The sequence below is a fragment of the Pseudomonas syringae genome, from assembly GCF_002157375.1.
In the GTDB taxonomy this organism is placed as follows: domain Bacteria; phylum Pseudomonadota; class Gammaproteobacteria; order Pseudomonadales; family Pseudomonadaceae; genus Aquipseudomonas; species Aquipseudomonas syringae_T.
The window spans coordinates 192,216-218,408 of the sequence record NZ_MTSA01000002.1; the positions used below are offsets into that span (position 1 = coordinate 192,216).

19 protein-coding genes are annotated in these 26,193 nt (G+C 60.1%); 11 read left to right on the forward strand and 8 right to left on the reverse strand.

Annotation, left to right across the window (positions count from 1 at the left end; translation table 11 throughout):
* Positions 1–61 precede the first annotated feature (61 nt).
* Entirely contained in the window at positions 62–733 is a 672-nt protein-coding gene (locus BW686_RS02820; protein ID WP_084914115.1) for a polysaccharide lyase family 7 protein, read from the reverse strand.
* A gap of 321 nt (positions 734–1,054) precedes the next feature.
* Here BW686_RS02820 and BW686_RS02825 point away from each other — a divergent pair, with 321 nt between their 5' ends.
* Both BW686_RS02825 and BW686_RS02830 read left to right on the forward strand, forming a co-directional pair.
* Positions 1,055–3,193 carry an EAL domain-containing protein gene (locus BW686_RS02825; RefSeq protein WP_179149148.1) on the forward strand — a complete coding sequence of 713 codons (2,139 nt, stop codon included), beginning with the start codon at positions 1,055–1,057 and terminating at the stop codon, positions 3,191–3,193.
* Positions 3,194–3,225: 32 nt separating this feature from the next.
* The gene (locus BW686_RS02830) at positions 3,226–3,750 is read left to right on the forward strand and encodes a M48 metallopeptidase family protein (RefSeq protein WP_084914117.1); all 525 of its coding nucleotides are present in this window, start codon (positions 3,226–3,228) and stop codon (positions 3,748–3,750) included.
* Here BW686_RS02830 and BW686_RS02835 read toward each other — a convergent pair.
* Together BW686_RS02835 and BW686_RS02840 are read right to left on the reverse strand one after the other, a co-directional pair.
* The gene (locus BW686_RS02835; RefSeq protein ID WP_084914118.1) at positions 3,741–4,037 is read right to left on the reverse strand and encodes a winged helix-turn-helix domain-containing protein; all 297 of its coding nucleotides are present in this window, start codon (positions 4,035–4,037) and stop codon (positions 3,741–3,743) included. The two genes, BW686_RS02830 and BW686_RS02835, sit on opposite strands and share 10 nt — an antisense overlap.
* A 25-nt stretch (positions 4,038–4,062) precedes the next feature.
* Positions 4,063–4,521, reverse strand: coding sequence for a GNAT family N-acetyltransferase (locus BW686_RS02840; RefSeq protein WP_084914119.1), 459 nt, complete (start codon positions 4,519–4,521; stop codon positions 4,063–4,065).
* Between the two features lie 224 nt (positions 4,522–4,745).
* On the opposite strand from BW686_RS02840, the gene BW686_RS02845 reads away from it, so the two are divergent.
* Entirely contained in the window at positions 4,746–5,501 is a 756-nt protein-coding gene (locus BW686_RS02845) for a substrate-binding periplasmic protein (protein WP_084914120.1), read from the forward strand.
* On the opposite strand, the gene yccS is transcribed toward BW686_RS02845, so the two are convergent.
* The 5 genes from yccS to aceE all read right to left on the reverse strand — a co-directional run bounded on the left by yccS (position 5,464) and on the right by aceE (position 15,720).
* Complete coding sequence (gene yccS, locus BW686_RS02850) at positions 5,464–7,662, reverse strand: YccS family putative transporter (protein ID WP_084914121.1); 2,199 nt, start codon at positions 7,660–7,662, stop codon at positions 5,464–5,466. The two genes, BW686_RS02845 and yccS, sit on opposite strands and share 38 nt — an antisense overlap.
* A 135-nt stretch (positions 7,663–7,797) precedes the next feature.
* Positions 7,798–8,976, reverse strand: a complete 1,179-nt coding sequence (locus BW686_RS02855; protein WP_084914122.1) for an NAD(P)/FAD-dependent oxidoreductase — start codon at positions 8,974–8,976, stop codon at positions 7,798–7,800.
* A gap of 289 nt (positions 8,977–9,265) precedes the next feature.
* The gene (gene dbpA, locus BW686_RS02860; protein ID WP_084914123.1) at positions 9,266–10,645 is read right to left on the reverse strand and encodes an ATP-dependent RNA helicase DbpA; all 1,380 of its coding nucleotides are present in this window, start codon (positions 10,643–10,645) and stop codon (positions 9,266–9,268) included.
* 646 nt (positions 10,646–11,291) lie between these two features.
* Positions 11,292–12,932 (reverse strand): dihydrolipoyllysine-residue acetyltransferase, encoded by a 1,641-nt coding sequence (aceF, locus tag BW686_RS02865; protein WP_084914124.1) that lies wholly within the window; start codon positions 12,930–12,932, stop codon positions 11,292–11,294.
* Between the two features lie 142 nt (positions 12,933–13,074).
* On the reverse strand, positions 13,075–15,720 hold the full coding sequence (gene aceE, locus BW686_RS02870) for a pyruvate dehydrogenase (acetyl-transferring), homodimeric type (protein ID WP_084914125.1): 2,646 nt from the start codon (positions 15,718–15,720) through the stop codon (positions 13,075–13,077).
* A gap of 384 nt (positions 15,721–16,104) precedes the next feature.
* Here aceE and glnE point away from each other — a divergent pair, with 384 nt between their 5' ends.
* The 8 genes from glnE to BW686_RS02910 all read left to right on the forward strand — a co-directional run bounded on the left by glnE (position 16,105) and on the right by BW686_RS02910 (position 26,174).
* Positions 16,105–19,062, forward strand: a complete 2,958-nt coding sequence (gene glnE / locus BW686_RS02875; RefSeq protein ID WP_084914126.1) for a bifunctional [glutamate--ammonia ligase]-adenylyl-L-tyrosine phosphorylase/[glutamate--ammonia-ligase] adenylyltransferase — start codon at positions 16,105–16,107, stop codon at positions 19,060–19,062.
* Positions 19,063–19,190: 128 nt separating this feature from the next.
* A complete protein-coding gene (waaF, locus tag BW686_RS02880; RefSeq protein WP_084914127.1) occupies positions 19,191–20,225 on the forward strand; it encodes a lipopolysaccharide heptosyltransferase II in 1,035 nt (344 codons plus the stop codon).
* Between the two features lie 2 nt (positions 20,226–20,227).
* A complete protein-coding gene (gene waaC, locus BW686_RS02885) occupies positions 20,228–21,292 on the forward strand; it encodes a lipopolysaccharide heptosyltransferase I (protein ID WP_084914128.1) in 1,065 nt (354 codons plus the stop codon).
* The gene (locus BW686_RS02890; protein WP_084914129.1) at positions 21,292–22,413 is read left to right on the forward strand and encodes a glycosyltransferase family 4 protein; all 1,122 of its coding nucleotides are present in this window, start codon (positions 21,292–21,294) and stop codon (positions 22,411–22,413) included. Before waaC ends, BW686_RS02890 begins: the two co-directional genes overlap by 1 nt.
* Positions 22,413–23,219 (forward strand): lipopolysaccharide core heptose(I) kinase RfaP, encoded by an 807-nt coding sequence (rfaP, locus tag BW686_RS02895; protein WP_084914130.1) that lies wholly within the window; start codon positions 22,413–22,415, stop codon positions 23,217–23,219. Before BW686_RS02890 ends, rfaP begins: the two co-directional genes overlap by 1 nt.
* On the forward strand, positions 23,219–23,953 hold the full coding sequence (locus BW686_RS02900) for a lipopolysaccharide kinase InaA family protein (RefSeq protein ID WP_084914131.1): 735 nt from the start codon (positions 23,219–23,221) through the stop codon (positions 23,951–23,953). Before rfaP ends, BW686_RS02900 begins: the two co-directional genes overlap by 1 nt.
* The gene (locus BW686_RS02905) at positions 23,950–24,729 is read left to right on the forward strand and encodes a lipopolysaccharide kinase InaA family protein (RefSeq protein WP_084914132.1); all 780 of its coding nucleotides are present in this window, start codon (positions 23,950–23,952) and stop codon (positions 24,727–24,729) included. Before BW686_RS02900 ends, BW686_RS02905 begins: the two co-directional genes overlap by 4 nt.
* Positions 24,729–26,174 carry a lipopolysaccharide kinase InaA family protein gene (locus tag BW686_RS02910; protein WP_084914133.1) on the forward strand — a complete coding sequence of 482 codons (1,446 nt, stop codon included), beginning with the start codon at positions 24,729–24,731 and terminating at the stop codon, positions 26,172–26,174. The genes BW686_RS02905 and BW686_RS02910 overlap by 1 nt, the downstream gene beginning before the upstream one ends.
* Positions 26,175–26,193: the final 19 nt, after the last annotated feature.

Genomic DNA, 26,193 nt, shown 5'->3' on the forward strand with positions numbered 1-26,193 from the left:
AGCGGCCCGCCTTTCCAGTGAAAGTGCGGGCCGTTTTGCTTATGCCTGAACGCTGAGGGGCTCAGCTTTTATTGTGGTCGATGTCGAGGTTGTAGAACGTGGCCTTGCCGCCCTCCGAGGTGTATCCCGTGTTGTCCTGGGTGTAGACACCGGCCTTGAAGTACAGCGGTTTGTTGCTCCAGGTCTTGCTGATGCGTTTGCTCCAGTCGATGTCGTTGACGCTGACCGTCAGTTTGCCGCCTTTGCTCAGGTGGATGACGTACTTGAATGTTTCATTCAGCTTCACACCTTCGACTATCGTATAGACCTTGCTCTCGTCGTCATCGTAACGATTGCGAACCTTGGCAACGATGTCGCCTGTTTTGGTGTCTTCATCGTACTGGTATTCGACTTTCAGCAGAGGCTCGGTGCTTTCATACGCGTGGATCTGGCCGATCACGACCTTGCCGCTTGAAGGGACCTGGTCGACTTCCAGTTTGGCGTTCAGATAATTGTCTGCATCTGTGTAGACCCAGTTGTGCAGTGATCCGTCGGCCCAGGTTTCTCGTAGTTCGGTTCGCGAATATTTGGCGTTTTCGGTTTTGGTGCCCGTGACCGGCGACCAGAACACAATGGAGTCGGACTTCGATTCGAAGTACTTCCCGTCGTAACCCTTTACCAGTTGAGAGGTTTCGATGGTCTTGGGCGGTGTCTCCACCGGAATGCTGAGGTTCCACGATCCAAGATCTATCATTTTCTATCCGTCCATAAATACGTTTTGCCAGCGATGAAGGTCTCTGGTCTGTAGGGAAAGGTTGGGGGAGGGTTTTATACGGCTTGTAAGACAATTTGTTAATGGAAAATTGTCGAACGAATGACGTCAAAGTGCTGTCACTTTTTCTGCAGGGCAGGGTTTTCAAGGGCTGTAGAGAATGACCGTTAGTCGGTTAGATCGAACTTTGATGATTGGGAAGAGGTGCCTTGCTTCTGCTTTTGGCAAGACGGGGCTAGAGTTGGAACCAACGTATGACGGTCGTCCTGACGTACAGGCGTCATACCCACACAGAGAAGCAGCATGGAACGCGTGCCACCCCAGCCACATGATGGCTCTTCAGTATTGTTGGTTGTAGACGATTACCCGGAAAATCTGGTGACGATGTGCGCTGTTCTGCAAAGGACGGATTGGCACATCGTGACCGCCAGCTCAGGCATTGAAGCGCTGACGGTGCTTCTGGAGCAGGAAGTCGATCTGGTATTGCTGGACGTACAGATGCCGGGCATGGACGGTTTCGAGGTCGCGCGATTGATGCGTGGCAGCCAACGCACCCGGCTCACCCCCATTATTTTTCTGACAGCCAACGAGCAGACCCAGGACGCGGTGCAAAAAGGGTACGCAAACGGTGCGACGGATTACCTCTTCAAACCGTTCGACCCCAACGTTCTTAAGCCCAAGGTGCAGACCCTGCTGGAGCAGCAGCGCAATCGTCGGGCACTGCAGCAGCTTTCCCACGAACTGGAGTCGGCTCGGGCGTTTAACGCCTCGGTCCTGTCCAACGTGGCCGAAGGTATTCTGGTCGTGGACGAAGCCGGCTTGATCAGCTTTGCCAACCCTGCCATCTGCCAGCTGTTGAATGCATCGGTCGATCAGTTGCGCGGCACCCAGGTGCTCGATTATGTCGTCGAGCCACAAGTGGGCGGCTGGCTGGAGTCGGGCTTCTATCAGCACTATCGCAAAGCAGACACCTACCGGGTACACGATGCTGTTCTGCGCACGGTGCAGGGCACGCAGTTGCCGGTCGCCTTGTCCTGTGCCGCGCTGCCTGCCGAGCAGAAGGCGATGGTGCTGACGGTGCTGGACATGTCGGTGGTCCGTGACCTTTATCAGCAACTTGAAAAACAGGCCGTTACCGATGCCTTGACCGGTCTGCTCAATCGGCGCGGGCTGTATCAGGCCGTCGAAAGCATGCTGTTGCGCAATGAACAGGCGGATAAATACCTCGTTGTGCTGTTCATGGATCTGGACGGCTTCAAGCAGATCAACGATGCGCTCGGCCACGATGCCGGCGATCAGGTGTTGCTCTGGGTCGCTCAGCAATTCAAGGACTGCATGCGGCCTTATGACGTGCTGGCGCGGGTAGGTGGCGACGAGTTTACCGTGGTCATCGATGGCCTCGACTATCCCGAGCAGGCTGCAAAAATAGCGGAAAAGCTCATTGAGCGTGTATCGGGCAGGCGGCAGGTTGACGGTGTCGATATCACCCTTGGCGCGAGCGTCGGCATTGCGACCTTTCCGGATTGCGGCTCGAATCTGGACGGCTTGTTACGTGCGGCGGATATCGCCATGTACGAGGCCAAGCGCGCAGGGCGCCAGCAATACCGGTTCTATGACCAGAACATGAACGGGCGCGCTCGCTCACGGCTGATGCTGGAAGAGAGTGTGCGCACGGCCATCGACGGCAAGGACTTCTCGGTGGTCTATCAGCCCCAGATTCATGTCGCGGACGGTCGGCTGCGAGGGTTCGAGGCGCTGCTGCGCTGGCAGCATCCGGCGGTCGGCGAAGTGCCTCCTGCGCTGTTCATCCCGCTGCTGGAAGAAACACGGCTGATCAACCGGCTGGGCGGCTGGATCTTCGATCAAGGTGCCGAGCAGCGTCAGGTCTGGAGTCGGGTGTTTGCTTCTGAGGTGGTGGTGAGCGTCTGCGTGAGCCCCACGCAGTTCTGCATGCCCAACCTGGCGTCGGAGCTGAAACGTGCGATGGATCGTTTCGAGCTGAAGCCGGGCCAGCTGGAGGTGGAAATCACGGAAAGCTCGCTGGTCAACAACCTCACGCACAGCCACAAACAGTTGGGGTTGCTGCACGATATCGGTGTGCGCATTGCGCTGGACGACTTTGGCACGGGGGAGTGCTCACTGTCGCACCTGCGTAACCTGCAACTGGACACCCTGAAGCTCGACCGGCGGTTTGTGGCCAACATTATCGGGTCCAGGCGAGAGTCGGCGCTGGCAAGCAGCATTATCGATCTGAGTCGCAACCTGGATATGCTGGTGATTGCCGAGGGCGTCGAGACCCATGAGCAATACCAATGGCTGGCCGATAACGGCTGTCAGATTGTGCAGGGGTTTTTTATCTCGCACCCGATGGTGGCCGAAGAGGCTCTGCATTTCCCGGCGCACGTTGAGGTGTCAGCCTTGAAGCGCAATGGATTGCTGTAGAATGGCGCCTTTCTGACCATCGCCAGCGACCTATGACCGCGCTCAGCCCCGCCCCGCTCAAATACCTGCAAGCCTATCCGCAGGCCCTGCAGGATCAGGTTCAGCAGTTGATCGAGCAGGGCCGGCTGGCGGATTACCTGCAACAGCGCTACCCCGAGCGCCATCAGATTCAAAGCGACAAGGCCCTTTATGCCTTCGCGTTGGGCTTGAAGCAGGATCACCTGCGCAACGCGCCGGCCATCAAAAAAGTCCTGTTCGATAATCGCCTCGACCTGACTCATCGCGCGCTCGGGCTGCACACCAAGATATCCAGGGTGCAGGGCGGCAAGCTCAAGGCCAGCAACGAGATTCGTGTGGCGGCCCTGTTCAAGGAAGCACCGCCGGAATTTCTGAAAATGATCGTCGTCCATGAGCTGGCTCATTTCCGGGAGTCAGACCACAACAAGGCGTTTTACCAGTTGTGCGAACACATGCTGCCCGGCTACCACCAGCTGGAATTCGACTTGCGCGTTTACCTGACGTATCGCGATCTACAGGCTGGCACCCCTCAAGGGTAACCAAGCACCGCCTTGATGCCATTCAGGTTGCGGGCGATCCAGGCCTTGTCGATGGCGCCCCAGTCGCGAATGCAGTAACTGCCGGCGTGATGGCGAGCACCTTCCTGCTGTTCGAATTCGCACGCGATGTCCAGATCGGCGAGCGCGCTGATGGTGTCCTGCGCGGTGCGGCGTGGCATGCCGGTCACTGCCATCAATTCGGGTACGCTGCAGGCGAGCTTCGAATCAATCAGGTACGCCACATACAGGCGGCGATAAAAACTGCTTTTAGTCTTGCTGACCTCCATCGACGAATCCTTTTTCAATGTTGCCTTAGTCCAGATCGCGACGCATACCAATGTGGGGAATGTCGTCTTCCAGGTAGATTTCGCCGATAGGGTCGAAGCCGTAGCGGCTGTAATAGCCCTGCAAGTGAGCCTGAGCCGATAAGTAAATAGGCTGGTCTGGCCATTTGCGTTCGGCATTTTCGAGGGCCTGGACCATCAGTTCATGGCCAATCCCTCTGCTGCGAATCGACGGCGAGGTCACCACTCGGCCGATGGTCACGTCGCCGCCCTGCTGGATGGGGTCGAGCAGGCGAAGGTACGCCACCAGTTTGTCGCCTTGCCAGGCCATCAAGTGGCAGGTATCGCCTGTCAGGTCCTGCCCGTCCACGTCCAGATAAACGCATTGCTGCTCGACCACAAACACCTCCGCGCGCAGTTGCAGCACGGCGAAGAGCTGCTGGATGCTCAATTCGGTGTGATGTTTGCAGATCCATTCGATAGACATGTCGCAGACTCGCAGATAAACCAGAAGCGAAGTCTAAACGTATCCGGCGACATTCCCAATAAACGCTGTCATTCAAGTACGCGCAGCTTTGCAGAACATGTCCTCCCTGCGAGTTGTCTATTGACTGCTCAGGGTCTTGAATAATGTGCAGACACGCTAATGAACGACCGTTTTGCTGCCGATAGGAGTGAATCGGGCTCGCCGATCTTCTCAGGAACCTGGGCATGTCGAATTTGCTTCGCGCAGTTGGGTTGCTGGTCTTTTTGCTGATGGCACCTGCCAGCTCAGCGGAAAAACTGCGTCTGGTCGCGGACCCTTGGCCACCGTTCACCGACGCAATGCTGCTCAATGGCGGCCTCGCCACGGACATCGTCAATACGGCATTGCGCCGCGCGGGTTATTCCACGCTGTACGAGCAGGTGCCTTGGGCGCGGGCCATGCTGGGGTTGCGCGAAGGGCGTCATGATGTGCTGATCAACGCCTGGTTCAGCGAAGACCGTACCAAGGTGGGGCAGTTTTCAACGGAGTATCTGCTCAATCGGATTCGCTTCATCAAGCGCAAGGAATCGCCCATCGGTAACCTGACCCATGAGCAGCTTCATGAATACCGCATTGCCGTTGTAAGGGGGTACGCGTATTCACCTGCGTTCGATAACGACACGCTGCTCAAGAAGGTGCTGGTGCAGAACTTCTCCACGGCAGTGCGCATGCTGGCAGCCGGTCGAGTCGACCTCGCGCTGGAAGATGAATACGTCGCCCGCTACAACCTGGCACTGGAGTCTGATGAAGTGCGCAATCGGGTCGAGCTGGTGCCGGGCTCATTGAGCGAGAACAGCCTGCACATTCTGGTCAGTCTGAAAAACCCGAATCACGCGAAAATCGTTGCCGATTTTGACCGCGAGATTGCCGCCATGAAAGCTGACGGCACTTACGAAGAACTGCTCAGACTGCACGGTCTGCAACCGCCTCCGGAACTTTGATCAGGTGCGCTGCAAGGGTGCGCAACGGAGCCAGTTGACGGCAGATCAGGGCCAGTTGGGCTTGTACCAGACGCTGGCTTTCATCCATCTCTTCCGGAAGCTGCTCGAGTTGCGAAGCCAGCGCTTCCTCGGCATCACTTTGCACCGCGACAGGCTTCTTCTCGGCCAGCCCTGAGGCGATTTCATCAATGCTGGCGGCCAGCGTGGGGCCGACGTTATCGATCAGGTGCTCGCGGATGTCAGCCGGCAATTGCGTGTCCCGGTGCGCGCCCAGGCCTGACAGGTAGCTCAGCAACGTGTGCGACAGCACCAGAAAACGGAAACCGACGTCTGCTTCCTTGCGAAAGTGACCGGGCTCCATGAGCATGTTTGCCAGCGTGGTCGACAACGCGGCGTCAGCATTGTGGGCGTTGCGCCTGGCCAGTCGGTAGGCCAGGTCGTCGCTTTTGCCCTTGGCGTACTGCTGCATGATCTGGCGCAGGTAAATGCTGTTGCAGGTCAGGGTGTTGGCCAGCACTTTGTTCAGGCGTCGGCCCTGCCAGTCGGGCAGGAACAGAAACACGGCAAGACCGGCGATCAGGCTGCCCAGCAGGGTGTCGAACAGGCGCGGCAGAAACAGGCCGTAACCGTCACCCACCTGATTGAAGCAGAACAGCACCATGACCGTGATGGCGGCGGTCGACAGGGTGTAGCGCGTGGTGCGGTTGACGAAGAACACCACGCCGGCCAGCACCGCACACATCGATTGCAGAATAGGGCTGGTGACCAGGTCGAACAGCACCCAGCCGACCGTCAGGCCAATCGCCGTTCCGATGATCCTCTGCCCGAGCTTGCGCCGGGTGGCGCCGTAACTGGGCTGGCAGACAAACACGGTCGTCAGAATGATCCAGTAGCCTTGCGACGGGTGGATCAGATGCACCATCGCATAGCCGATGGTCAGCGCCAGTGGCAGGCGCAAGGCGTGGCGAAACAGCAGCGATGTCGGGGTCATCTGCAGGCGCAGGCGCGTCCAGACATCTTTGAGGTTGCGCGGCGAGCGGTCCAGCAGGCTGCTGTCGGTGGCGTCGGCAACGGCGTCCGGGTTGCTGGCGTCGCTGATCAGGCGGTCGAGCGTACCCAGGTTGGCAGCCAATGCACGCAGCGAACGCAGCAAGCCGCGCCACGCCGGGTTGCTCTGGATGCGCAGGTGCTCAAGCGACGCCTGCAGGTCTTCCATGGCTTCGGCGAAGCTTGGGTCATAAACGAACGGCTGACGCAGCTGGATGGACTCTGAGAGCGCCTGACAGGCCACACCTTGCTGACGCAAGAGGCGCTGGCAGCGGAACAGCACGTCACTGTGGAAAAACGCCTCGGCCAGTGAGTTGTAAGGGTAATGCGACGAACTGGCGCGTTCGTGAATGTCCTGTGCAATGAAGTACAGCTTCAGGTAGCGGCTGACCTTCGAGCCGGGGCGACCGCTGCCGACGCGGTGCAGGATGATTTCCTTGGTAGAGTTCAGCGCCGCAACCACCCGGCCGTTCTGCTGCGCCAGTTCCAGTCGCCGCGCTTCTACATCAAGTGTGCGAATCGGTTCGAACAGCGTCGATTTGAGTTTCAGGTATTGCCCCAGCTCACGAAACAGGCGTGCCAGCGCCTGCTGCACCGGCTGGTTGGAAAACAGCATCTGCCATAGCACTGACAGCAGGCCGTACCAGGCCGCGCCCGCCACCAGCAGCATCGGTTCATGCCAGAAGTCCAGCACTTCGCCGCCACGCTGATCGACGCCAATCATGGTGTAGACCGAGAGAATCAGCGTGCCGTAGGCGATGGCACCGTAACGTTCGCCCAGTGCGCCGAGCATGGTCAGGCAAAAGCTGGCCAGCGCCAGGGAGCAGACAAACAGCCACGGGTAAGGGAACAGCAGTTCGACGGCGAGGGCGGCGATGCTGAAACACACCAGGGTCACGGCCAACGCGTTGAGGCGGCCTTGCCAGCTGTCATCGGTTTCGGCGAGTGCGCAGGCGATGATTCCCAGAAACAGTGGGATCAGCAGGGCCATCTCGTTTTGATACCAGCACAGCGCCATGCTGCCGGTCAGGGCGATAAAGACTCGAACGCTATAGCTGAATTTATCCAGCGCCCACAATCGACGGAGTGTATGACGGAGAGATTTCGATGCCATGGATAAGCTGACGGCCCTGTGCGCTATTGATCGATCTTGCAGGAGGATATGTACAGACCAAATGGCTGGCTGTACATCCGATTCGCAAAATTTGTACCGGTTTGCAGTGGTGCGGTGTTATGTCAAAACGTTACGTCAAACATAGTGCGCCGCTGCATAAGCCGAGGCCCAGGCCCACTGGAAGTTGAAACCGCCCAGGTGGCCGCTCACGTCCAGCACTTCGCCAATGAAATAGAGGCCAGGGGACTTCAGCGACTCCATCGTCTTGGACGACACTTCGCGGGTGTCGATGCCACCCAGCGTCACTTCGGCAGTGCGATAGCCTTCAGTGCCGGCCGGGACCACTTTCCAGCTCGCGAGCTTTTCGGCGATGTCGGCCAGTTCGGCGTGGGTGTACTGCTTCATGGGTTTCGAGGCGAACCAGTGTTCGGCGATCAGGTTGGCCATCTTCTTGGTGAAGATTTCGCCCAGCAGGGTTTTCAGCTCACTGTTGGGGCGTTCGGCCTGTTGTCCGGTGAGCCACGCGGGTACGTCATGATCGGGCAGCAGGTTGATTTCCACGGTGTCACCGGGCTGCCAGAACGAAGAGATCTGCAAGATCGCCGGGCCACTGAGGCCGCGATGCGTGAACAGGATGTTTTCCCGGAAGCTGATGTCGTTGCAGCTCACCAGGCAGTCCACCGAGGTGCCGGACAGCTCGGTACACACTTCCTTGAGCTGGTCGGTGATGGTGAACGGCACCAGCCCGGCGCGGGTGGGCAGCAGCGTGTGGCCGAACTGCTTGCCGACCTGATAACCGAAACCGGTTGCGCCCAGCGTCGGGATCGACAGCCCGCCGGTGGCGATGACCAGTGATTCGCAGGTCAGCGTACCCAGCGTGGTTTGCAGGCTGTAACCGGCGTCGGTTTTGTCGATCTGTTGTACCGAGGTGTCCATGTGCAGGTCGACACCGGCCTGACGGCATTCTTCAAGAAGCATCTCCAGAATGTCGCTGGACTTGTTGTCGCAGAACAACTGCCCCAGTTTTTTCTCGTGATACGGCACGCCATGTTTGGCGACCATCGCGATGAAGTCCCATTGGGTGTAGCGGGCCAGCGCCGATTTGCAGAAGTGCGGGTTCTGCGACAAAAAATTGGCCGGCTCGGTGTACGTATTGGTGAAGTTGCAGCGCCCGCCACCGGACATGAGGATCTTCTTGCCGGGCTTGTTGGCGTGGTCGATCAACATGACCTTGCGTCCGCGAGCGGCAGCGGTAAACGCACACATCAGTCCTGCGGCGCCAGCGCCAATGATTACAACGTCAGTAACGGGCACAGCGTGTTTCCTCGGTTATGCAAATCGATCTGTGATGATCGTCCCCATGCTCCGCTCTAAGCTATACACAAGCCTGTTTTTGATTCTGGCCGAAGGCCGTGGGAGCGAACTTGTTCGCGAAAGGGCCGGTATGTTCTTCGAAAATTTATCGTCTGAACTACCGTCTTCGCGAACAAGTTCGCTCCCACGCCCTGCGGGCAGAAGCCTTAAAACCGCGTTTCGGGCCCTTCGGAGCCTGTATATGACGCTTGGCGTGGAGCGTAGGGACTGTCAGGGTCAACGATAAACTTTACAAAATCCGTACGCGCAGCGACTTGCCTTTGATCTTGCCGTTGTTCAGACGCTCCAGCGCCTGCTTGGCCATGCTGCGTTCGACGGCGACATAGGCCTGGAAGTCGAAAATGGCAATCTTGCCCACCTGAGTACCGGGAATGCCGGCTTCACCGGTCAGGGCGCCAAGGATATCGCCCGGACGCAGTTTGTCCTTGCGGCCCGAACCGATGCACAGGGTTGTCATGGCCGGCAGCAGCTTGCCGCCTTCCTTGATGCTCAACTGATCGTACTGCTGCCAGTTCAGCGGGGCTTTTTGCAGTTCTTCGATGGCGCGGGCTCGCTGGCTTTCCGACGGTGCCACGAGGCTGACCGCGATGCCTTTTTCGCCTGCGCGACCGGTACGACCAACGCGGTGAATGTGGATTTCCGAATCGCGCGCCAGTTCGACGTTGATCACCATGTCCAGCGCATCGATATCCAGACCGCGTGCCGCCACGTCGGTGGCGACCAGCACCGAGGTGCTGCGGTTGGCAAACATCGCCAGCACCTGATCACGGTCACGCTGCTCCAGATCGCCATGCAGGCCGACGGCAGACATGCCCTTGGCGGTCAGGTGATCGACCACTTCCTGAACCTGCTGCTTGGTGAAGCAGAACGCCACGCAGGACGTCGGGCGGAAATGACCGAGGACCTTGACCACCGCTTCCAGGCGCTGCTCGGGGGAGATCTCGTAGAAAATCTGTTCGATCTGACTGTCGGCGTGCAGCGCCTCGACTTTTACCGTCTGTGGGTCGCGCATGAACTTCGACGACAGCTGCTTGATGCCGACCGGGTAGGTGGCCGAGAACAGCAGGGTCTGGCGACGTTGCGGGGTCTGCTCGATGATGTCGGCAATGGCGTCGTAGAAACCCATGTCCAGCATGCGATCGGCTTCATCGAGAATCAGCGTGTTCAAGCCGTCCAGCACCAGCGAGCCTTTGCGCAAATGCTGCTGAATGCGGCCCGGCGTGCCGACGATGATGTGCGCGCCGTGTTCCAGCGAGCCGATCTGCGGGCCGAAAGACACGCCGCCGCAGAGGGTCAGCACCTTGATGTTGTCTTCCGAACGGGCCAGGCGACGGATTTCCTTGGCCACCTGATCGGCCAGTTCGCGGGTCGGGCACATGACCAGCGCCTGGCAGCCGAAGAAGCGCGTGTTGATCGGGTTAAGCAGGCCGATGCCGAACGCAGCGGTCTTGCCGCTGCCTGTCTTGGCCTGAGCGATCAGGTCCATGCCCTTGAGGATCACCGGCAGGCTCTGCGCCTGAATCGGCGTCATTTCGGCATAACCAAGCGACTCCAGGTTAGCCAGCATGGCAGCAGACAGGGGCAGAGAATTGAAAGCGGTGTTAGTCACGACGGTGAACCTGCAAAACAAAAATGTCGCGCAGTGTATCACCCGCCAGCCAGACCTGGCACCGACCGCGAGGCTTTTGTGGGAGCGGACCGGGCGACGCTTCGCTTGTCCGCGAAGACGGTGGTTCAGGCGACGCATTTTCGGTGAACATACCGCCCCTTTCGCGGACAAGTCCGCTCCCACAGAGAGTGAGTTTCAACTTTAGGTCGAGCGAATCTGTGTATGACGCTGGAAGGCTTTGCCGTCCCAGACGCAGAGTGGCCTGAACGGCGAGGCTTTTGTGGGAGCGGACTTGTCCGCTCCCACATAGAGTGAGTTTCAACTTCAGGTCGAGCGAATCTGTGTATGACGCTGGAAGGCTTTGCCGTCCCAGGCGCAGAGTGGCCTGAACGGCGAGACTTTTGTGGGAGCGGGCTTGTCCGCGAAGACGGTGGTTCGGACGACGCATTTTCGGTGAACATACCGCCCCTTTCGCGGACAAGTCCGCTCCCACAGAGAGTGAGTTTCAACTTCAGGTCGAGCGAATCTGTGTATGACGCAGGATAGCCAGACAAAAAAATCCCCGCTGGAGGGCGGGGTTGAGGTTCGAGCGTGGCAGCTCGCAAAGGTGTACGGCCAGGCCCGCCACGCGGCGGGCCTGGCTGGCTTACAGCAGGATTGTGCGGATGTCCGCCAGCAATTCGCTCAAGCGCTTGGTGAAGCGGGCAGCCGCTGCACCGTTGATCACGCGGTGATCGTAGGACAGAGACAATGGCAGCATCAGTTTAGGCTGGAAGGCTTTGCCGTCCCAGACAGGCTGGATGGTTGCCTTGGCAACACCAAGGAACGCCACTTCCGGCGCGTTGACGATCGGCGTGAAGCCGGTGCCGCCAATGTGGCCGAGGCTGGAAATGGTGAAGCACGCGCCCTGCATGTCGTTCGCGGTCAGCTTCTTGTTGCGCGCCTTTTCAGCCAGTGCGGCGGCTTCTGCTGCCAGTTGCAACAGGCTCTTCTGATCGACATCGCGGATAACCGGCACCAGCAAGCCGTCCGGGGTGTCCACGGCGAAGCCGATGTGTACGTACTTCTTGCGGATCACAGCCTTGCCGCTTGGCGCCAGCGAAGCGTTGAAGTCCGGCAGTTCCTTGAGCAGGTGTGCGCAGGATTTGAGCAGCAGCGGCAGAACGGTCAGCTTGACGCCGGCTTTCTCGGCAGCGCCTTTCTGCGCGACACGGAAAGCTTCCAGGTCGGTGATGTCGGCCTGATCGAATTGCGTAACGTGCGGAATGTTCAGCCAGCTGCGGTGCAGGCCCGAAGCGCCCAGTTGCATCAGGCGCGTCATAGGCACTTCTTCGATTTCGCCGAAACGGCTGAAATCGACTTCCGGGATCAGCGGGATGCCCGAGCCGCCGCTTGCGCCGCCGGCCGGAGCTTCCTTGGCTTTCTGCATCATGGTCTTGACGTAGGCCTGAACGTCTTCTTTCAGCACACGGCCATGCGGGCCGGTGGCGCTGACTGCGTTCAGCTCGACGCCGAACTCGCGTGCCAGCTGACGAACAGCCGGGCCTGCGTGAACCTTGGCGCCGTCTTTGGCCGGTGCGGCCGGAGCCGGTGCAGCCTCGGCTTTCGGCGCGGGAGCTGCGGCCGGGGCAGGGGCTTCAGCTTTGGCTGGCGCGGCAGCCGGTGCGCTGGCGGCAGGGGCCGGTGCAGCAGCAGGCGCAGCGCCTTCGACTTTCAGCTTCAGAATCAGGTCGCCGGTGCCGACTTCCTGATCCAGTTTGACTTCGATGCTTTCCACAACGCCTGCGGCAGGAGACGGAATCTCCATGCTGGCCTTGTCGGATTCCAGGGTGATCAACGACTGATCAGCCTGAATGGAGTCGCCGACCTTGACCATCAGTTCGATGATCTTGGCCTTGCCCGACGAACCGATGTCCGGGACATGAATGTCCTGAACGGTCGCGGCAGCCGCCGGAGCGGGCTCGGCGGCAGCGGGGGCGGCTTCAGCCGGTTTCTCGGCAGCGGCAGGGGCTGCTGCAGGTTCGGCAGCAGGTGCCGGCGCAGCAGAGGCTTCGCCTTCCACTTCAAGCTCGAACAGCTCGTCGCCTTCTTTCAGGCGGTCGCCCAGCTTGACCTTCATGGCCTTGATGACACCGGTCTTGGGGGCCGGAATTTCCATGCTCGCCTTGTCCGATTCAAGCGTCAGAACGCTCTGGTCGGCTTCGATGCGATCACCGACCTTGACCATCAATTCAATGACTTCGCCTTCACCGTTGCCGATGTCGGGTACACGAATTAACTCACTCACTATGTCTCTCCTTAGGAGAACCTGTTCACTCACGAATACGCTGGTTCAGTTACAACGAAACAGCGTTGGATGCTCATTTACAGTGGGTAAATTCCGCATCCTCGGCTGTTTACGCTCTGATCAGCGCTCTTGAAGCAGACTCTTAGCAGTCCAGTGGATTGCGTTTTTCAGGATCGATGCCGAACTTGACGATGGCTTCCGCCACAACCTTGGGTTCGATATCGCCACGGTCAGCCAAGGCTTCCAGGGCTGCCAGCACCACGAAGTGGCGATCGACTTCAAAGAAGTGACGCAGCTTCTTGCGGCTGTCGCTACGGCCGAAACCGTCGGTGCCCAGGACTTTGTATTCCTTGGTTGGAACCCACTGACGAATCTGGTCAGCGAACAGTTTCATGTAGTCAGTCGAGGCAATGACCGGACCCTTGCGACCGCCGAGGCACTGCTCGACGTAGCTCGATTCCGGCTTCTGGCCAGGGTGCAGGCGGTTGTTGCGCTCTACCGCCAGACCGTCGCGACGCAATTCGTTGAAGCTGGTAACGCTCCAGACGTCGGCGCCGATGTTGAACTCGTCACGGAGAATCTTCGCCGCTTCGCGCACTTCACGCAGGATGGTGCCCGAGCCCAGCAACTGGACGTGGTGCGCCGCTTCCCGGGTGTCTTCTTCGAGCAGGTACATGCCCTTGACGATCCCTTCCTCGACGCCGGCCGGCATGGCTGGCTGGGCGTAGGATTCGTTCATCACGGTCAGGTAGTAGAAAACGTCCTGCTGTTCTTCGAACATCCGGCGCATGCCATCCTGGATGATCACTGCCAGTTCGTAACCGTAAGTCGGGTCGAAGGTGCGGCAGTTCGGGATGGTCGATGCCAGGATGTGGCTGTGACCGTCTTCGTGTTGCAGACCTTCGCCGTTCAGCGTGGTACGGCCGGCGGTGCCGCCGATCAGGAAGCCACGGGTGCGGCTGTCGCCAGCGGCCCAGGCCAGGTCGCCAATGCGCTGGAAACCGAACATCGAGTAGAAGATGTAGAACGGAATCATCGGCTGGTTGTGGCTGGAATACGACGTGCCGGCAGCGATGAAGGAGGACATGGCGCCCGCTTCGTTGATGCCTTCTTCGAGGATCTGGCCTTTCTTGTCTTCGCGATAGAACATCACTTGTTCTTTATCGACTGGCTCGTAGAGCTGGCCGACCGACGAGTAGATGCCCAGTTGGCGGAACATGCCTTCCATACCGAAGGTACGGGCTTCGTCCGGAATGATCGGCACGATGCGCTGACCGATTTCCTTGTCCTTGACCAGTTGCGTCAGGATGCGCACGAAAGCCATCGTGGTGGAAATTTCGCGGTCGCCCGAGCCGTCAAGGATGGCCTTGAGGGTGTCGAGTGGCGGGGTCGGCAGGTTGAAGCTCTGTGCGCGACGCTGTGGCACGAAGCCACCCAGCGCAGCACGACGCTCGCTCAGGTAACGGGCCTCGGCGCTGCCTTCTTCCGGCTTGTAGAACGGCAGGGCTTCAAGCTCGGCGTCCTTGACCGGGATGTCGAAACGGTCACGGAAGTGACGCAGGCTGTCGACATCGACCTTCTTGGTGTTGTGCGCAGTGTTTTTCGCTTCGCCGGCACCGGTGCCATAACCTTTGATGGTCTTGGCCAGAACCACGGTCGGTTGACCCTTGTGGTTGACGGCTTCGTGATACGCCGCATAGACCTTGTACGGGTCGTGGCCGCCACGGTTGAGTTTCCAGATCTCGTCGTCGGACAGATCGGCAACCATCGCCTTGAGTTCAGGCGAGTTGAAGAAGTGCTCGCGAACGAACGCGCCGTCTTTGGCTTTGTAGTTCTGGTATTCGCCGTCGATGACTTCGTCCATACGACGTTGCAGGATACCGTCGACGTCCTTGGCCAGCAGCGGGTCCCAGAAACGGCCCCAGATGACTTTGGTGACGTTCCACTGAGCGCCACGGAACACGCCTTCCAGTTCCTGGATGATCTTGGCGTTGCCGCGAACCGGACCGTCGAGGCGCTGAAGGTTGCAGTTGACGACGAAGATCAGGTTGTCGAGCTTCTCGCGACCGGCCAGGGCGATGGCGCCCAGGGATTCCGGCTCGTCGGTCTCGCCGTCACCCAGGAAGCACCAGACTTTCTGCTTGCCTTCCGGAATGTAACCGCGGTGCTCCAGGTACTTCATGAAGCGGGCCTGGTAGATCGCCTGGATCGGGCCAAGGCCCATCGACACGGTCGGGAACTGCCAGAAATCCTTCATCAGCCACGGGTGCGGGTAAGAAGACAGGCCATTGCCGTCGACTTCCTGGCGGAAGTTGTTCATCTGGTCTTCAGTGATGCGGCCTTCCAGGAACGCACGGGCGTAGACGCCTGGCGATGCGTGACCCTGGAAGTAGATCAGGTCGCCGCCGTGTTCGTCGGTCGGGGCCTGGAAGAAGTAGTTGAAACCGATGTCATACAGCGTGGCGCTGGAGGCGAAGCTGGAGATGTGGCCGCCCAGATCCGGGTCGTTCAGGTTGGTTTTCACCACCATTGCCAATGCGTTCCAGCGCACCAGCGAGCGAATGCGGCGTTCCATGAACAGGTCGCCAGGCATGCGTGCTTCGTGGGTAACCGGAATCGTGTTGCGGTATGGCGTAGTGATGGCGTACGGCAGCTGCGAACCACTACGGGTGGCCAGCTCGCCCAAACGGGTCATCAGGTAGTGAGCGCGGTCTTCGCCTTCTTTGTCGAGAACCGATTCCAGGGCGTCCAGCCATTCCTGGGTTTCGACGGGATCGAGGTCTTGCATGGCTTGCTCCAGGGCGGAAAGGCTTCCAGAATCGGTTGCCTGAGTTTGCGACTGGCCTTGTGGGCAGACGACATAAATTCTTGGATTACCGGAGGGTGGGATCCGGCGGCGTGTAGTTTTACTACAAATCGACGGCGATTTCAGCCCTCCACTCTGTGGACCCAGTAGTAAAACTACAGAGAAGCGACGTAATCGCTTCTGTTGTGTTGTGACTTAAAACGTTACTGTTGATTGCTATTGAATATCTTGCCGGTAAAAAGCGGATTTTTATGCTTCTAATTTGATTTTTCCAGCAATTTATAACCTTTGTTCGACAAGCGGTGGTGGCAGACGCGTCTCGTACACATGACGGACGGGCGTTTGCACGCCGATCAAGGATAGACCATGAGCCTACCTTTACTCGCCGATTTTCCGGCCATTCTGCTGCCACTGATAAGCCGTGCCCGGCAGACCTTCCAGGCCGCACTGACTAATGTGTCGGACCAGGCGCTGGCTTCTTTCGAGGCATGGCCCGAAGCGCGCCGCCAGGCATTCGACCGGGTATGTGCGGCCAGCGATTTTGTAACCGAACAAGTCTGTCGCGATCCGCAGATGCTGCTGCAACTGGCCGATTCGGGCGAGCTGGAGCGTAGCTTTTCTGTCGGCCAATTGCGCGGTCAAATTGCCGAGGCGCTGCTGAACGCTGCCAGCGAGGACGAACTGGGGCGTAATCTACGTCGACAGCGCGCGCGTCAGCAAGTCCGGATTATCTGGCGCGACCTGACCCGCCAGGCAGACCTGATCGAAACCTGCCGCGACTTGTCGGAAATGGCCGATGCCTCGATCGACCTCGCTTACCACTGGCTTTACCAGCGTTTGTGTCAGCAATTCGGTACGCCGACCGGTCGTCACTCAGGGTCGCCACAGCACATGGTCATTCTGGGCATGGGCAAGCTCGGCGCGGTCGAGCTGAACCTGTCGTCGGACATCGACCTGATCTTCGGCTATCCGGAGGGCGGAGAAACGACCGGCACCAAGCGCCCGCTCGATAATCAGGAGTTTTTCATCCGGCTGGGGCAGCGACTGATTAAGGCGCTGGACCCGGTGACGGTCGACGGCTTCGTATTCCGCGTCGACATGCGTCTGCGGCCCTACGGTTCATCCGGGGCGCTGGTGCTCAGTTTCAATGCGCTGGAGCAGTACTATCAGGACCAGGGCCGTGACTGGGAACGTTACGCGATGATCAAAGCGCGAGTGGTCGGTGGCGATCAGGCCGCCGGCGCCGAATTGCTGGAGATGCTGCGCCCGTTCGTGTACCGCCGTTACCTGGACTTCTCGGCCATCGAAGCGCTGCGCACCATGAAGCAGCTGATTCAGCAGGAAGTGAAACGCAAAGGCATGGCCGAGAACATAAAGCTCGGTGCCGGCGGCATCCGTGAGGTCGAGTTTATCGCCCAGGCGTTCCAGTTGATACACGGTGGCCGCGACCTGAGCCTGCAGCAGCGTCCGCTGTTCAAGGTGCTCAAGACCCTTGAAGGGCAGGGCTATCTGCCTTCCGCCGTGACCGAGGAGTTGCGCGAGGGCTACGAGTTTCTGCGTTACACCGAGCATGCCATCCAGGCCATTGCCGACCGCCAGACGCAAATGCTGCCCGACAACGAGCAGGATCAGGCGCGTATCGCGTTGATCATGGGCTTTGCCGATTGGGCCGGTTTTCACGAGCGGCTGATGCATTGGCGCGGTCGCGTGTCCTGGCACTTCCGTCAGGTGATCGCCGACCCTGATTCCGATCCGGACGACGAGCAAGAGGACGACGGCGAAGTCGTGGTCGGCGGCGAGTGGCTGCCGTTGTGGGAAGAGTCCCAGGACGAAGAAGCTGCTGGCCGTCAGCTGTTGCAGGCCGGTTTTGTCGACGCCGACAGGGCGCTTAAACACCTGGCCAATCTGCGCAGCAGCCCGAACCTGCGTTCTATGCAGCGTCTGAGTCGCGAGCGTCTGGACGCCTTCATCCCCCGACTGCTGGCGCAGGCGGTGGAACATGAAAAGCCTGATCTGGTTCTTGAGCGTGTGTTGCCGCTGGTCGAGGCAGTCGCCCGGCGCTCGGCGTATCTGGTGCTGCTCACCGAGAACCCGGATGCATTGCGACAACTGCTGACCCTGTGCGCCGCCAGCCCGTGGATTGCGGAGCAGATCGCGCGCTTTCCGCTGCTGCTCGATGAGCTGCTCAACGAAGGTCGCCTGTTCAATCCGCCATTGGCGCCGGAACTGGCTGCCGAATTGCGTGAGCGACTGATCCGCATACCCGAGGACGACCTTGAACAGCAAATGGAAGCCCTGAGGCACTTCAAGCTGGCCCACAGCCTGCGGGTCGCGGCGTCAGAAATTTCCGGTAGCCTGCCGTTGATGAAAGTCAGTGATTACCTGACCTGGCTGGCTGAGGCGATTCTGGAGCAGGTGCTGGCGCTGGCCTGGCGTTACAGCGTGGCCCGCCACGGCACACCGTCGCGGCCTGACGGTTCGCTGTGCGATCCGGGGTTTGTGATTGTCGGTTATGGCAAGGTTGGCGGCATCGAGCTGGGCCACGGTTCCGATCTGGACCTGGTGTTCATTCATGACGGTGATCTGCAGGCCGAGACCGACGGCGCCAAGCCCATCGACAGTGCGCAATTCTTCACCCGGCTGGGGCAGCGGGTCATCCATTTGCTGACCACGCAGACCAACTCCGGCCAGCTGTATGACGTCGACATGCGCTTGCGACCGTCTGGTGCTTCCGGCCTGCTGGTCAGTTCGGTAGGTGCCTTTGCCCGCTATCAGGCCGGCGAAGCCTGGACCTGGGAGCATCAGGCGCTGGTGCGCGCCCGTGTGCTGACGGGCAGTCGCGATGTGGGCGAGCAGTTCGAGAAAGTCCGCGCCGAGGTGTTGGGGCGCGCGCGTGACCTGGACACGTTGCGAGCCGAAGTCAGCGAGATGCGTGCCAAGATGCGCGACAACCTCGGCACCCGGCTGACAGCGGCGGGCAGGGCAGCCAATGCGTTCGAAGCGGCGGTGCCATTCGACCTCAAGCAGGACGCCGGAGGTATCGTAGACATCGAATTTATGGTGCAATACGCCGCTTTGGCATGGTCCAGAGAGCATCCTGCCCTGCTGCTGTACACCGATAACATCCGTATTCTCGAAGGGCTGGAAGACGCCGGACTGTTGCCGGATGCGGACGCCAGCCTGTTGCGTGAAGCCTACAAGGCCTACCGTTCGGCGGCGCACCGTCAGGCCCTGCAGAAGCAGGCGGGCGTGGTCAGTGGTGATCAGTTTCATGCCCAGCGGCGTGAGGTGATGCGGATCTGGACGCAGATGGGGTTGAGCTGAGCCGCAAGGTTGCGCGAGGCCCCGGTGCCCACTATATAAAGCTATGACAGGGAGGCGACAGGTTGTGTGGGAATGTCACGCAGTCTGATCGGCCTCCCTGATCGTTTCCGGTCGTTTTTGGATAGAACATGAAAATTCTGATCGTTGGGCCTAGCTGGGTCGGTGACATGGTGATGGCGCAAACGCTGTTCCAGTGCCTGAAACAGCGTCACCCCGAGTGCGAAATCGACGTGCTGGCTCCGGAATGGAGCCGGCCGATACTGGAGCGCATGCCCGAGGTTCGTGCTGCGCTCAGCTTTCCGCTCGGCCACGGCGCCCTCGAACTGGCGACCCGTCGGCGAATCGGCAAGTCCCTCGCCGGCCAATACGATCAGACGATTCTGCTGCCCAATTCGCTGAAATCCGCGCTGGTGCCGTTTTTTGCCGGTATCCCGAAACGTACCGGCTGGCGTGGCGAGTTTCGCTATGGCCTGCTCAATGACGTGCGCACCCTCGACAAGCCGCGCTACCCGCTGATGATCGAGCGCTTCATGGCGCTGGCTTTCGACAAGGGCGCGGAGTTGCCCCGTCCTTATCCAAAACCCAGCCTGCGCATCGACCCCACGACTCGCGATGCTGCGCTGCTCAAGTTCGGTCTCGTTCTGGATCGCCCGGTGCTGGCGCTGTGCCCGGGTGCCGAGTTCGGCGAGTCCAAACGCTGGCCTGCCGAGCATTACGCACACGTTGCCGAAGCCAGTATCCGTGAAGGCTGGCAGGTCTGGCTGTTCGGCTCGAAGAAGGATCACCCGGTCGGCGAGAGCATTCGTCAGGAATTGATCCCCGGCCTGCGAGAAGAATCCGTCAACCTCAGTGGCGAGACCTCGCTCGCCGAAGCCATTGACCTGCTGTCGTGCGCCGATGCCGTGGTGTCCAACGATTCCGGCCTGATGCACGTGGCTGCGGCGCTGAACCGCCCGCTGGTGGCGGTGTACGGCTCGACCTCGCCGGGCTTCACACCACCGCTGGCCGACGAAGTCGAGGTGGTCCGGCTGGGCCTGGAGTGCAGTCCCTGTTTTGAGCGCACCTGCCGTTTTGGTCATTACAACTGCATGCGCCTGCTTGAGCCGGATGCCGTGATTCAGGCGCTCACCCGGCTGGGTAGCACGCCAGTGGAGGTGGCCTGATTTTGCGGGTACTGCTGATCAAGACTTCCTCGCTGGGCGATGTGATCCATGCCTTGCCCGCCTTGACCGACGCGGCCCGGGCGCTGCCGGGTATCCGCTTCGACTGGGTGGTCGAGGAAGGTTTTGCCGAGATTCCCGCCTGGCATCCTGCGGTCGATAAGGTCATTCCGGTGGCAATTCGTCGCTGGCGCAAGAACCTCTGGCAGACCTTCAGGTCAGGCGAATGGCGACGCTTCAAGCAGCGTGTGCGCGAGCAGCATTACGATCTGGTGATTGACGCGCAAGGCCTGTTCAAAAGCGCCTGGCTGACGCGTTACATCGATGCGCCGGTGGCCGGTCTGAACCGTGACTCGGCGCGCGAGCCGGTGGCCAGCCGTTTTTATGATCGGGCGTTTCCCGTGGCACGCGGACAGCATGCGGTCGAGCGACTGCGCCAGTTGTTTGCTCAGGCGCTGGGGTATCCGCTGCCGGACGGCATGGGTGACTATGGCCTCAACCCCCTGACTGGCGACGATGACCGGGTGCAGGCCCCGTTCGTGCTGTTTCTGCACGGCACGACCTGGGACACCAAGCACTGGCCCGAGGTGTACTGGCGGCAATTGGCCGAATTGATGGCCGCTCGCGGTCTGCACGTGCAGTTGCCGTGGGGCAACCCGGCAGAAAAAGCCCGCGCCGAGCGCATCGCCGAGGGGCTGGACAGCGCGCACGTGCTGCCGAAACTGAACCTGGCAGGTGTGGCGCGGGTATTGGCCAGCGCGCAGGCGTGTGTTGCGGTGGACACCGGTATCGGGCACCTGGCCGCAGCGCTGGATGTGCCGACCATTTCTTTGTTCGGCCCTACCAATCCCGGGCTGACCGGGGCCTACGGCAAATCGCAGGTGCATCTGGCCGCCGACTATCCGGGTTGTGCGCCTTGCCTGCAGAAGAAATGCACTTACCAACCGACCGCCGACGATCAGCGCCGGTTCGACCTGAAACGCGAGTGGCCGCTGTGCTTCACTCGTTTGAATCCCGAGCGAGTAGCGAGCCAACTGGGCGCGCTGTTGCTGGCAAAGGAACCTGGCTGATGCAACTGGCTTTCGTGCTCTACAAATATTTCCCGTTTGGCGGCCTGCAACGCGATTTCATGCGCATCGCGCTGGAATGCCAGCAGCGTGGTCATCAGATTCGTGTCTACACCCTGATCTGGGAAGGCGATGTGCCGCCAGGTTTTGAGGTGCTGGTTGCGCCGGTCAAAGCGTTTTTCAATCATCGGCGCAACGAGAAACTCAGTGCGTGGATGGACGCGGACCTCGCGAAACGTCCGGTGGACCGCCTGATCGGCTTCAACAAGATGCCGGGCCTGGATGTGTATTACGCCGCCGATGGCTGTTTCGAGGACAAGGCACAGAACCTGCGCAGCCCGCTGTATCGCAAGTGGGGGCGTTATCGCCACTTCGCCGATTACGAGCGTGCAGTGTTCGCCAAGGACTCGAAAACCCAGGTGCTGATGATTTCAGAAGTGCAGCAGCCACTGTTCATCAAGCATTACGACACGCCGTTGTCGCGTTTCCACCTGCTGCCGCCGGGTATTTCCCAGGATCGCCGCGCGCCGCCTGACGCGCCACAGATTCGTGCCGACTTTCGCAAAGAATTCGGTCTGGCCGACGATGACCGGTTATTGGTGCAGATCGGCTCCGGTTTCAAGACCAAGGGCGTGGATCGCAGCCTGAAAGCACTCGCGGCGCTGCCGGCGGACATGAAGAAACGCACGCGCCTGTTTGTAATCGGCCAGGATGACCCCAAAGTATTCCAGCTGCAGAGCGCTGCGCTGGGCTTGGGCGATCAGGTGACGTTCATGAAAGGGCGCAGTGATATTCCGCGCTTCCTGCTCGGCGCCGATCTGTTGATCCATCCGGCTTATAACGAGAACACCGGTACGGTGCTGCTCGAAGCGCTGGTGGCCGGTTTGCCGGTCCTGGTCAGTGCGGTGTGCGGTTACGCTCACTATATTGCCGAAGCCGATTGCGGGCGGGTTCTGGACGAGCCGTTCGATCAGGCGCAACTCAATCGCTATCTGGCGAGCATGCTCGAGGACGATGCCGCGCGCAGCGCCTGGAGCCGCAATGGCCTGACCTTTGCGGACACAGCAGACCTTTACAGCATGCCGCAACACGCTGCGGATGTGATTCTGGCGGAGCACTATTGATGAAGCTGTTCCTTGCTGAACCGTTCAAGAGCCTGTGGGCCGGGCGCGATGCATTCGCCGAGGTCGAGGGCCTGAGCGGTGAGGTCTATCGCGAGCTGGAAGGGCGTCGCACGCTGCGCACCGAAGTCGACGGGCGCGGCTACTTCGTCAAGATCCACCGCGGCATCGGCTGGGGCGAGATTGCCAAGAACCTGGCAACCGCCAAGCTGCCGGTGCTGGGCGCGGGCAAGGAATGGGATGCCATCGAGCGTCTGCATGAGGTCGGTGTACCGACCATGACCGCTGTGGCGTATGGCGAGCGGGGCAGCAATCCTGCCGCGCAGCATTCGTTCATCGTCACCGAGGAACTGGCACCCACCACCAGCCTGGAAGACGTCAGCCTCAATTGGCGTAACGAGCCACCCGAGCCGCGCTTGAAAAGGGCATTCATTGCCGAAGTCGCGCGGCTGGTCGGGATGATGCACCGCGCAGGCGTCAACCACCGCGACTGCTACATCTGTCATTTTCTGTTGCACACCGACAAACCGGTGACGGCCGACGATTTCAAACTGTCGGTCATCGACCTGCACCGTGCCCAGACGCGACGGGCGATTACCCCGCGCTGGCGCAACAAGGATTTGGCTGCGCTGTACTTTTCGGCGCTGGACATCGGCCTGACCCGACGCGACAAGCTGCGTTTTCTCAAAGACTATTTCCAGAAGCCGTTGCGCGACATTTTGCTCAAGGAAGCCGCACTGCTGGCCTGGCTGGATAAAAAAGCCGACAAGTTGTATCAGCGCAAAGTGCGTTACGGGGACGCGCTCTGATGGCGGGCTGGAACCTTGAACCCGAGTACGCCTCTCTGGCGCACGACTTCGGCAGTCTGGACGCCGTGTTTGCCCTGGAAGGGCATCGCCTGACCCGGGACCCGCTTTCCGAGGTTATCCGTGTCGAGCGTGGCGGGGTCAACTATTACGTCAAACGCTATGTGGGCGCGGGCAAAGGCCTGCGCCGTTACATGGGCAAGCCCAGGGTCAAGTCCGAATGGCAGAACCTCAAGCGGTTTGCCAAGTGGGGCATTCCCACCGCCGAAGTGGTGGCCTGGGGGCTGGAGCGCAATGGCGCTTCCTATGATCGCGGTGCGCTGATCACACGTGAATTACCGAACACCGAAGACCTGTCTGCGCTGGCGCAGCGCAAGGATTCGCGCTTGGCCGACAGGCAGTGGGTCGAGGGCATAAGCCAGCAGTTGGCGGCCTATACGCGGATCATGCACGACAACCATTTCACCCATAACGATTTGAAATGGCGCAATCTGCTGGTCGATGACGAGGGCAAGCTGTTCTTCATCGATTGCCCCAACGGTGCGTTCTGGTGGAGCTTCATGCTGCGCTACCGGATCACCAAGGACCTGGCGTGCCTGGACAAGGTCGCCAAGTATCATTTATCGGCCACCCAGCGCCTGCGTTTCTATCTGCTCTACCGTCAGCGCACGCGTTTGAACGCCTCCGACAAAAAACGTATTCGACATATCGTCAGCTTTTTCGAGGGCCGTGAATGAGCGTTTTTATTGCCAGTGCCGACCAGCCTTTACTGGCGCGTCATCACCTGGCTGATTTTGAATCGCTTTGGAACATCCGGCTCGATGCGGTCGATGAACCCAACACCGGGCGTGGCGGGTGGAGCAGTGTGTTTCGCCTCGATCTGGACGGCCAGGGGTTCTACCTCAAACGCCAGAGCAATTACCTGACGTATACCTTGCATCACCCGTTCGGCGAGCCGTCCTTCTCTCGCGAGTTTCGCAACATCAGCCGCTATCGCAAGCTGGGCATTCCGGCGCTGCAAGCGGTGTTCTATGGCGAGCAGAAGGTCGACGGCGAACACCGCGCGATCCTGATGACCCGGGCGCTGGACGGCTGGACCGATCTCGATGAGCTGTTGCAGCAATGGAGCAGCCTTGATGCGGGTCAGCGTCTGGCGATCCTTCAGGCCTGTGGCCGCCTGGCACACACGCTGCACGGCGCACGGCAGGTCCACGGCTGCTTCTACCCCAAGCATATTTTTCTCCGGCCCGGTGGCTCGGGGTATCTGGCGCAACTGATCGACCTGGAAAAAACCCGCCCGGTGATCTTCGGCAAGCGTGACCTTGCCCGGGATCTGGAGCCGCTGCTGCGTCGTGCGCAGGTATGGAGTGAAGGCGAGCGGCGCGAGTTGTTGGCGGCCTACCTGCAAGCCAGCCCCGACAGCGCTCTGGTCGATGCCTGGAGCGTACGACTGGGCAGGCGCAGTGACCATAAACGTGACCTTCAACACCGCAATGATAAAGAGACCCGTTGATGCGCTTGTCTGAACTCAAGAACGCCGGTCGTAACCCGGCGTTGCCGATGAGCCTGACGCTGGCCGATGCAGCCGGCCCGGCTGAACTGCAACTGCTGACCCTGCTGCGCGTCTTGCCGGGTCAGCGGTATGTGGGGGCGGGTGTATGGCGGGGGCGGACGGTGCTGGCAAAACTGCTGGTGGGCGACAAGGCCGCCCGGCACTTTCAGCGTGAACTGGCTGGCGTGCGTCTGCTTGCCGAGCAAGGGCTGACCACACCGCTGTTGCTGGCCGATGGCTTGCAGGAGGGCGAAGGTGGCTGGCTGCTGTTTGAATTTCTGGAGCAGGCGTCGAGTCTGGGTGACGCCTGGAACGCGGTCAGGGATCTGCCGCCGCTGGCCGACGAACAGCAAGCGGTGCTGGGTGAGGCGCTGACCGCCATTGCCTTGCAACATGCCAAAGGCTTGTGGCAGGAAGACCTGCACCTGGACAACCTGTTGCGCCACAAAGGACAGTTGTACCTGATCGATGGCGCGGGCATTCGCGCCGAACAGGCCGGGCAGCCGCTGTCCCGGCAGAAGGTGCTGGAAAACCTCGGCGTGTTCTTTGCCCAGTTGCCCCGCGCCTTTGCGCCATTTACCGAAGAACTGCTGGTGTATTACCTGCTCAGCAATGCCGAGCATGGCCTGCCGATGGAAGCGCTGCAAAAGCAGATCGACAAGGTCCGCAGTTGGCGCCTCAAGGATTTCATGGGCAAGACGGTGCGCGACTGCAGCCTGTTCAGTGTCAAGGACAGCGCCTCGGTGTTCCGCGCCATGCGCCGCGAGAAAGAAACCGCGATGCTGCCAGTGCTGGACCAGGCCGATGCGTTGCTCGACAAGGGCCATCTGTACAAAACCGGTGGCGCGGCGAGCGTTGGCCGTGTCGAGGCCAATGGTCGTGCGCTGGTCATCAAGCGTTACAACATCAAGAACTTCAGTCACTGGCTCAAGCGTTTCTGGCGTCCCAGCCGTGCCTGGCATTCGTGGCGTGAAGGCAACCGCCTGATGTTTCTCGGTATCGCCACGCCCAAGCCGCTGGCAGTGCAGGAGCAACGCTTCCTCGGTTTGCGCAGCAAAGCCTGGTTGGTCACCGAGTTTCTGGACGGGCCGGACATCATCGAGCGCTTCGCCCCCCATGTCGAAAGCGGTGATGCACCTGAGGCCGAGTTGCTGGCCCTGGATCAGCTGTTCGCGCAGCTCATTCAGGAGCGCATCAGTCATGGTGATTTCAAGGGGCACAACCTGTTCTGGCACAAGGATCGCTGGGCAATGATCGATCTGGATGCCATGCAGCAGCACGGTTCGCAATCGTCATTCGCGTCGGCCTATGCCCGCGACCGGGCGCGCTTCATGCGTAACTGGCCGGCGCACAGTGCGCTGCACCAGAGGCTGGAGCAGCGCTTGCCGAAAGTCGCGCAGGGCTGAGCCTGCGCGTGGGGTGGGG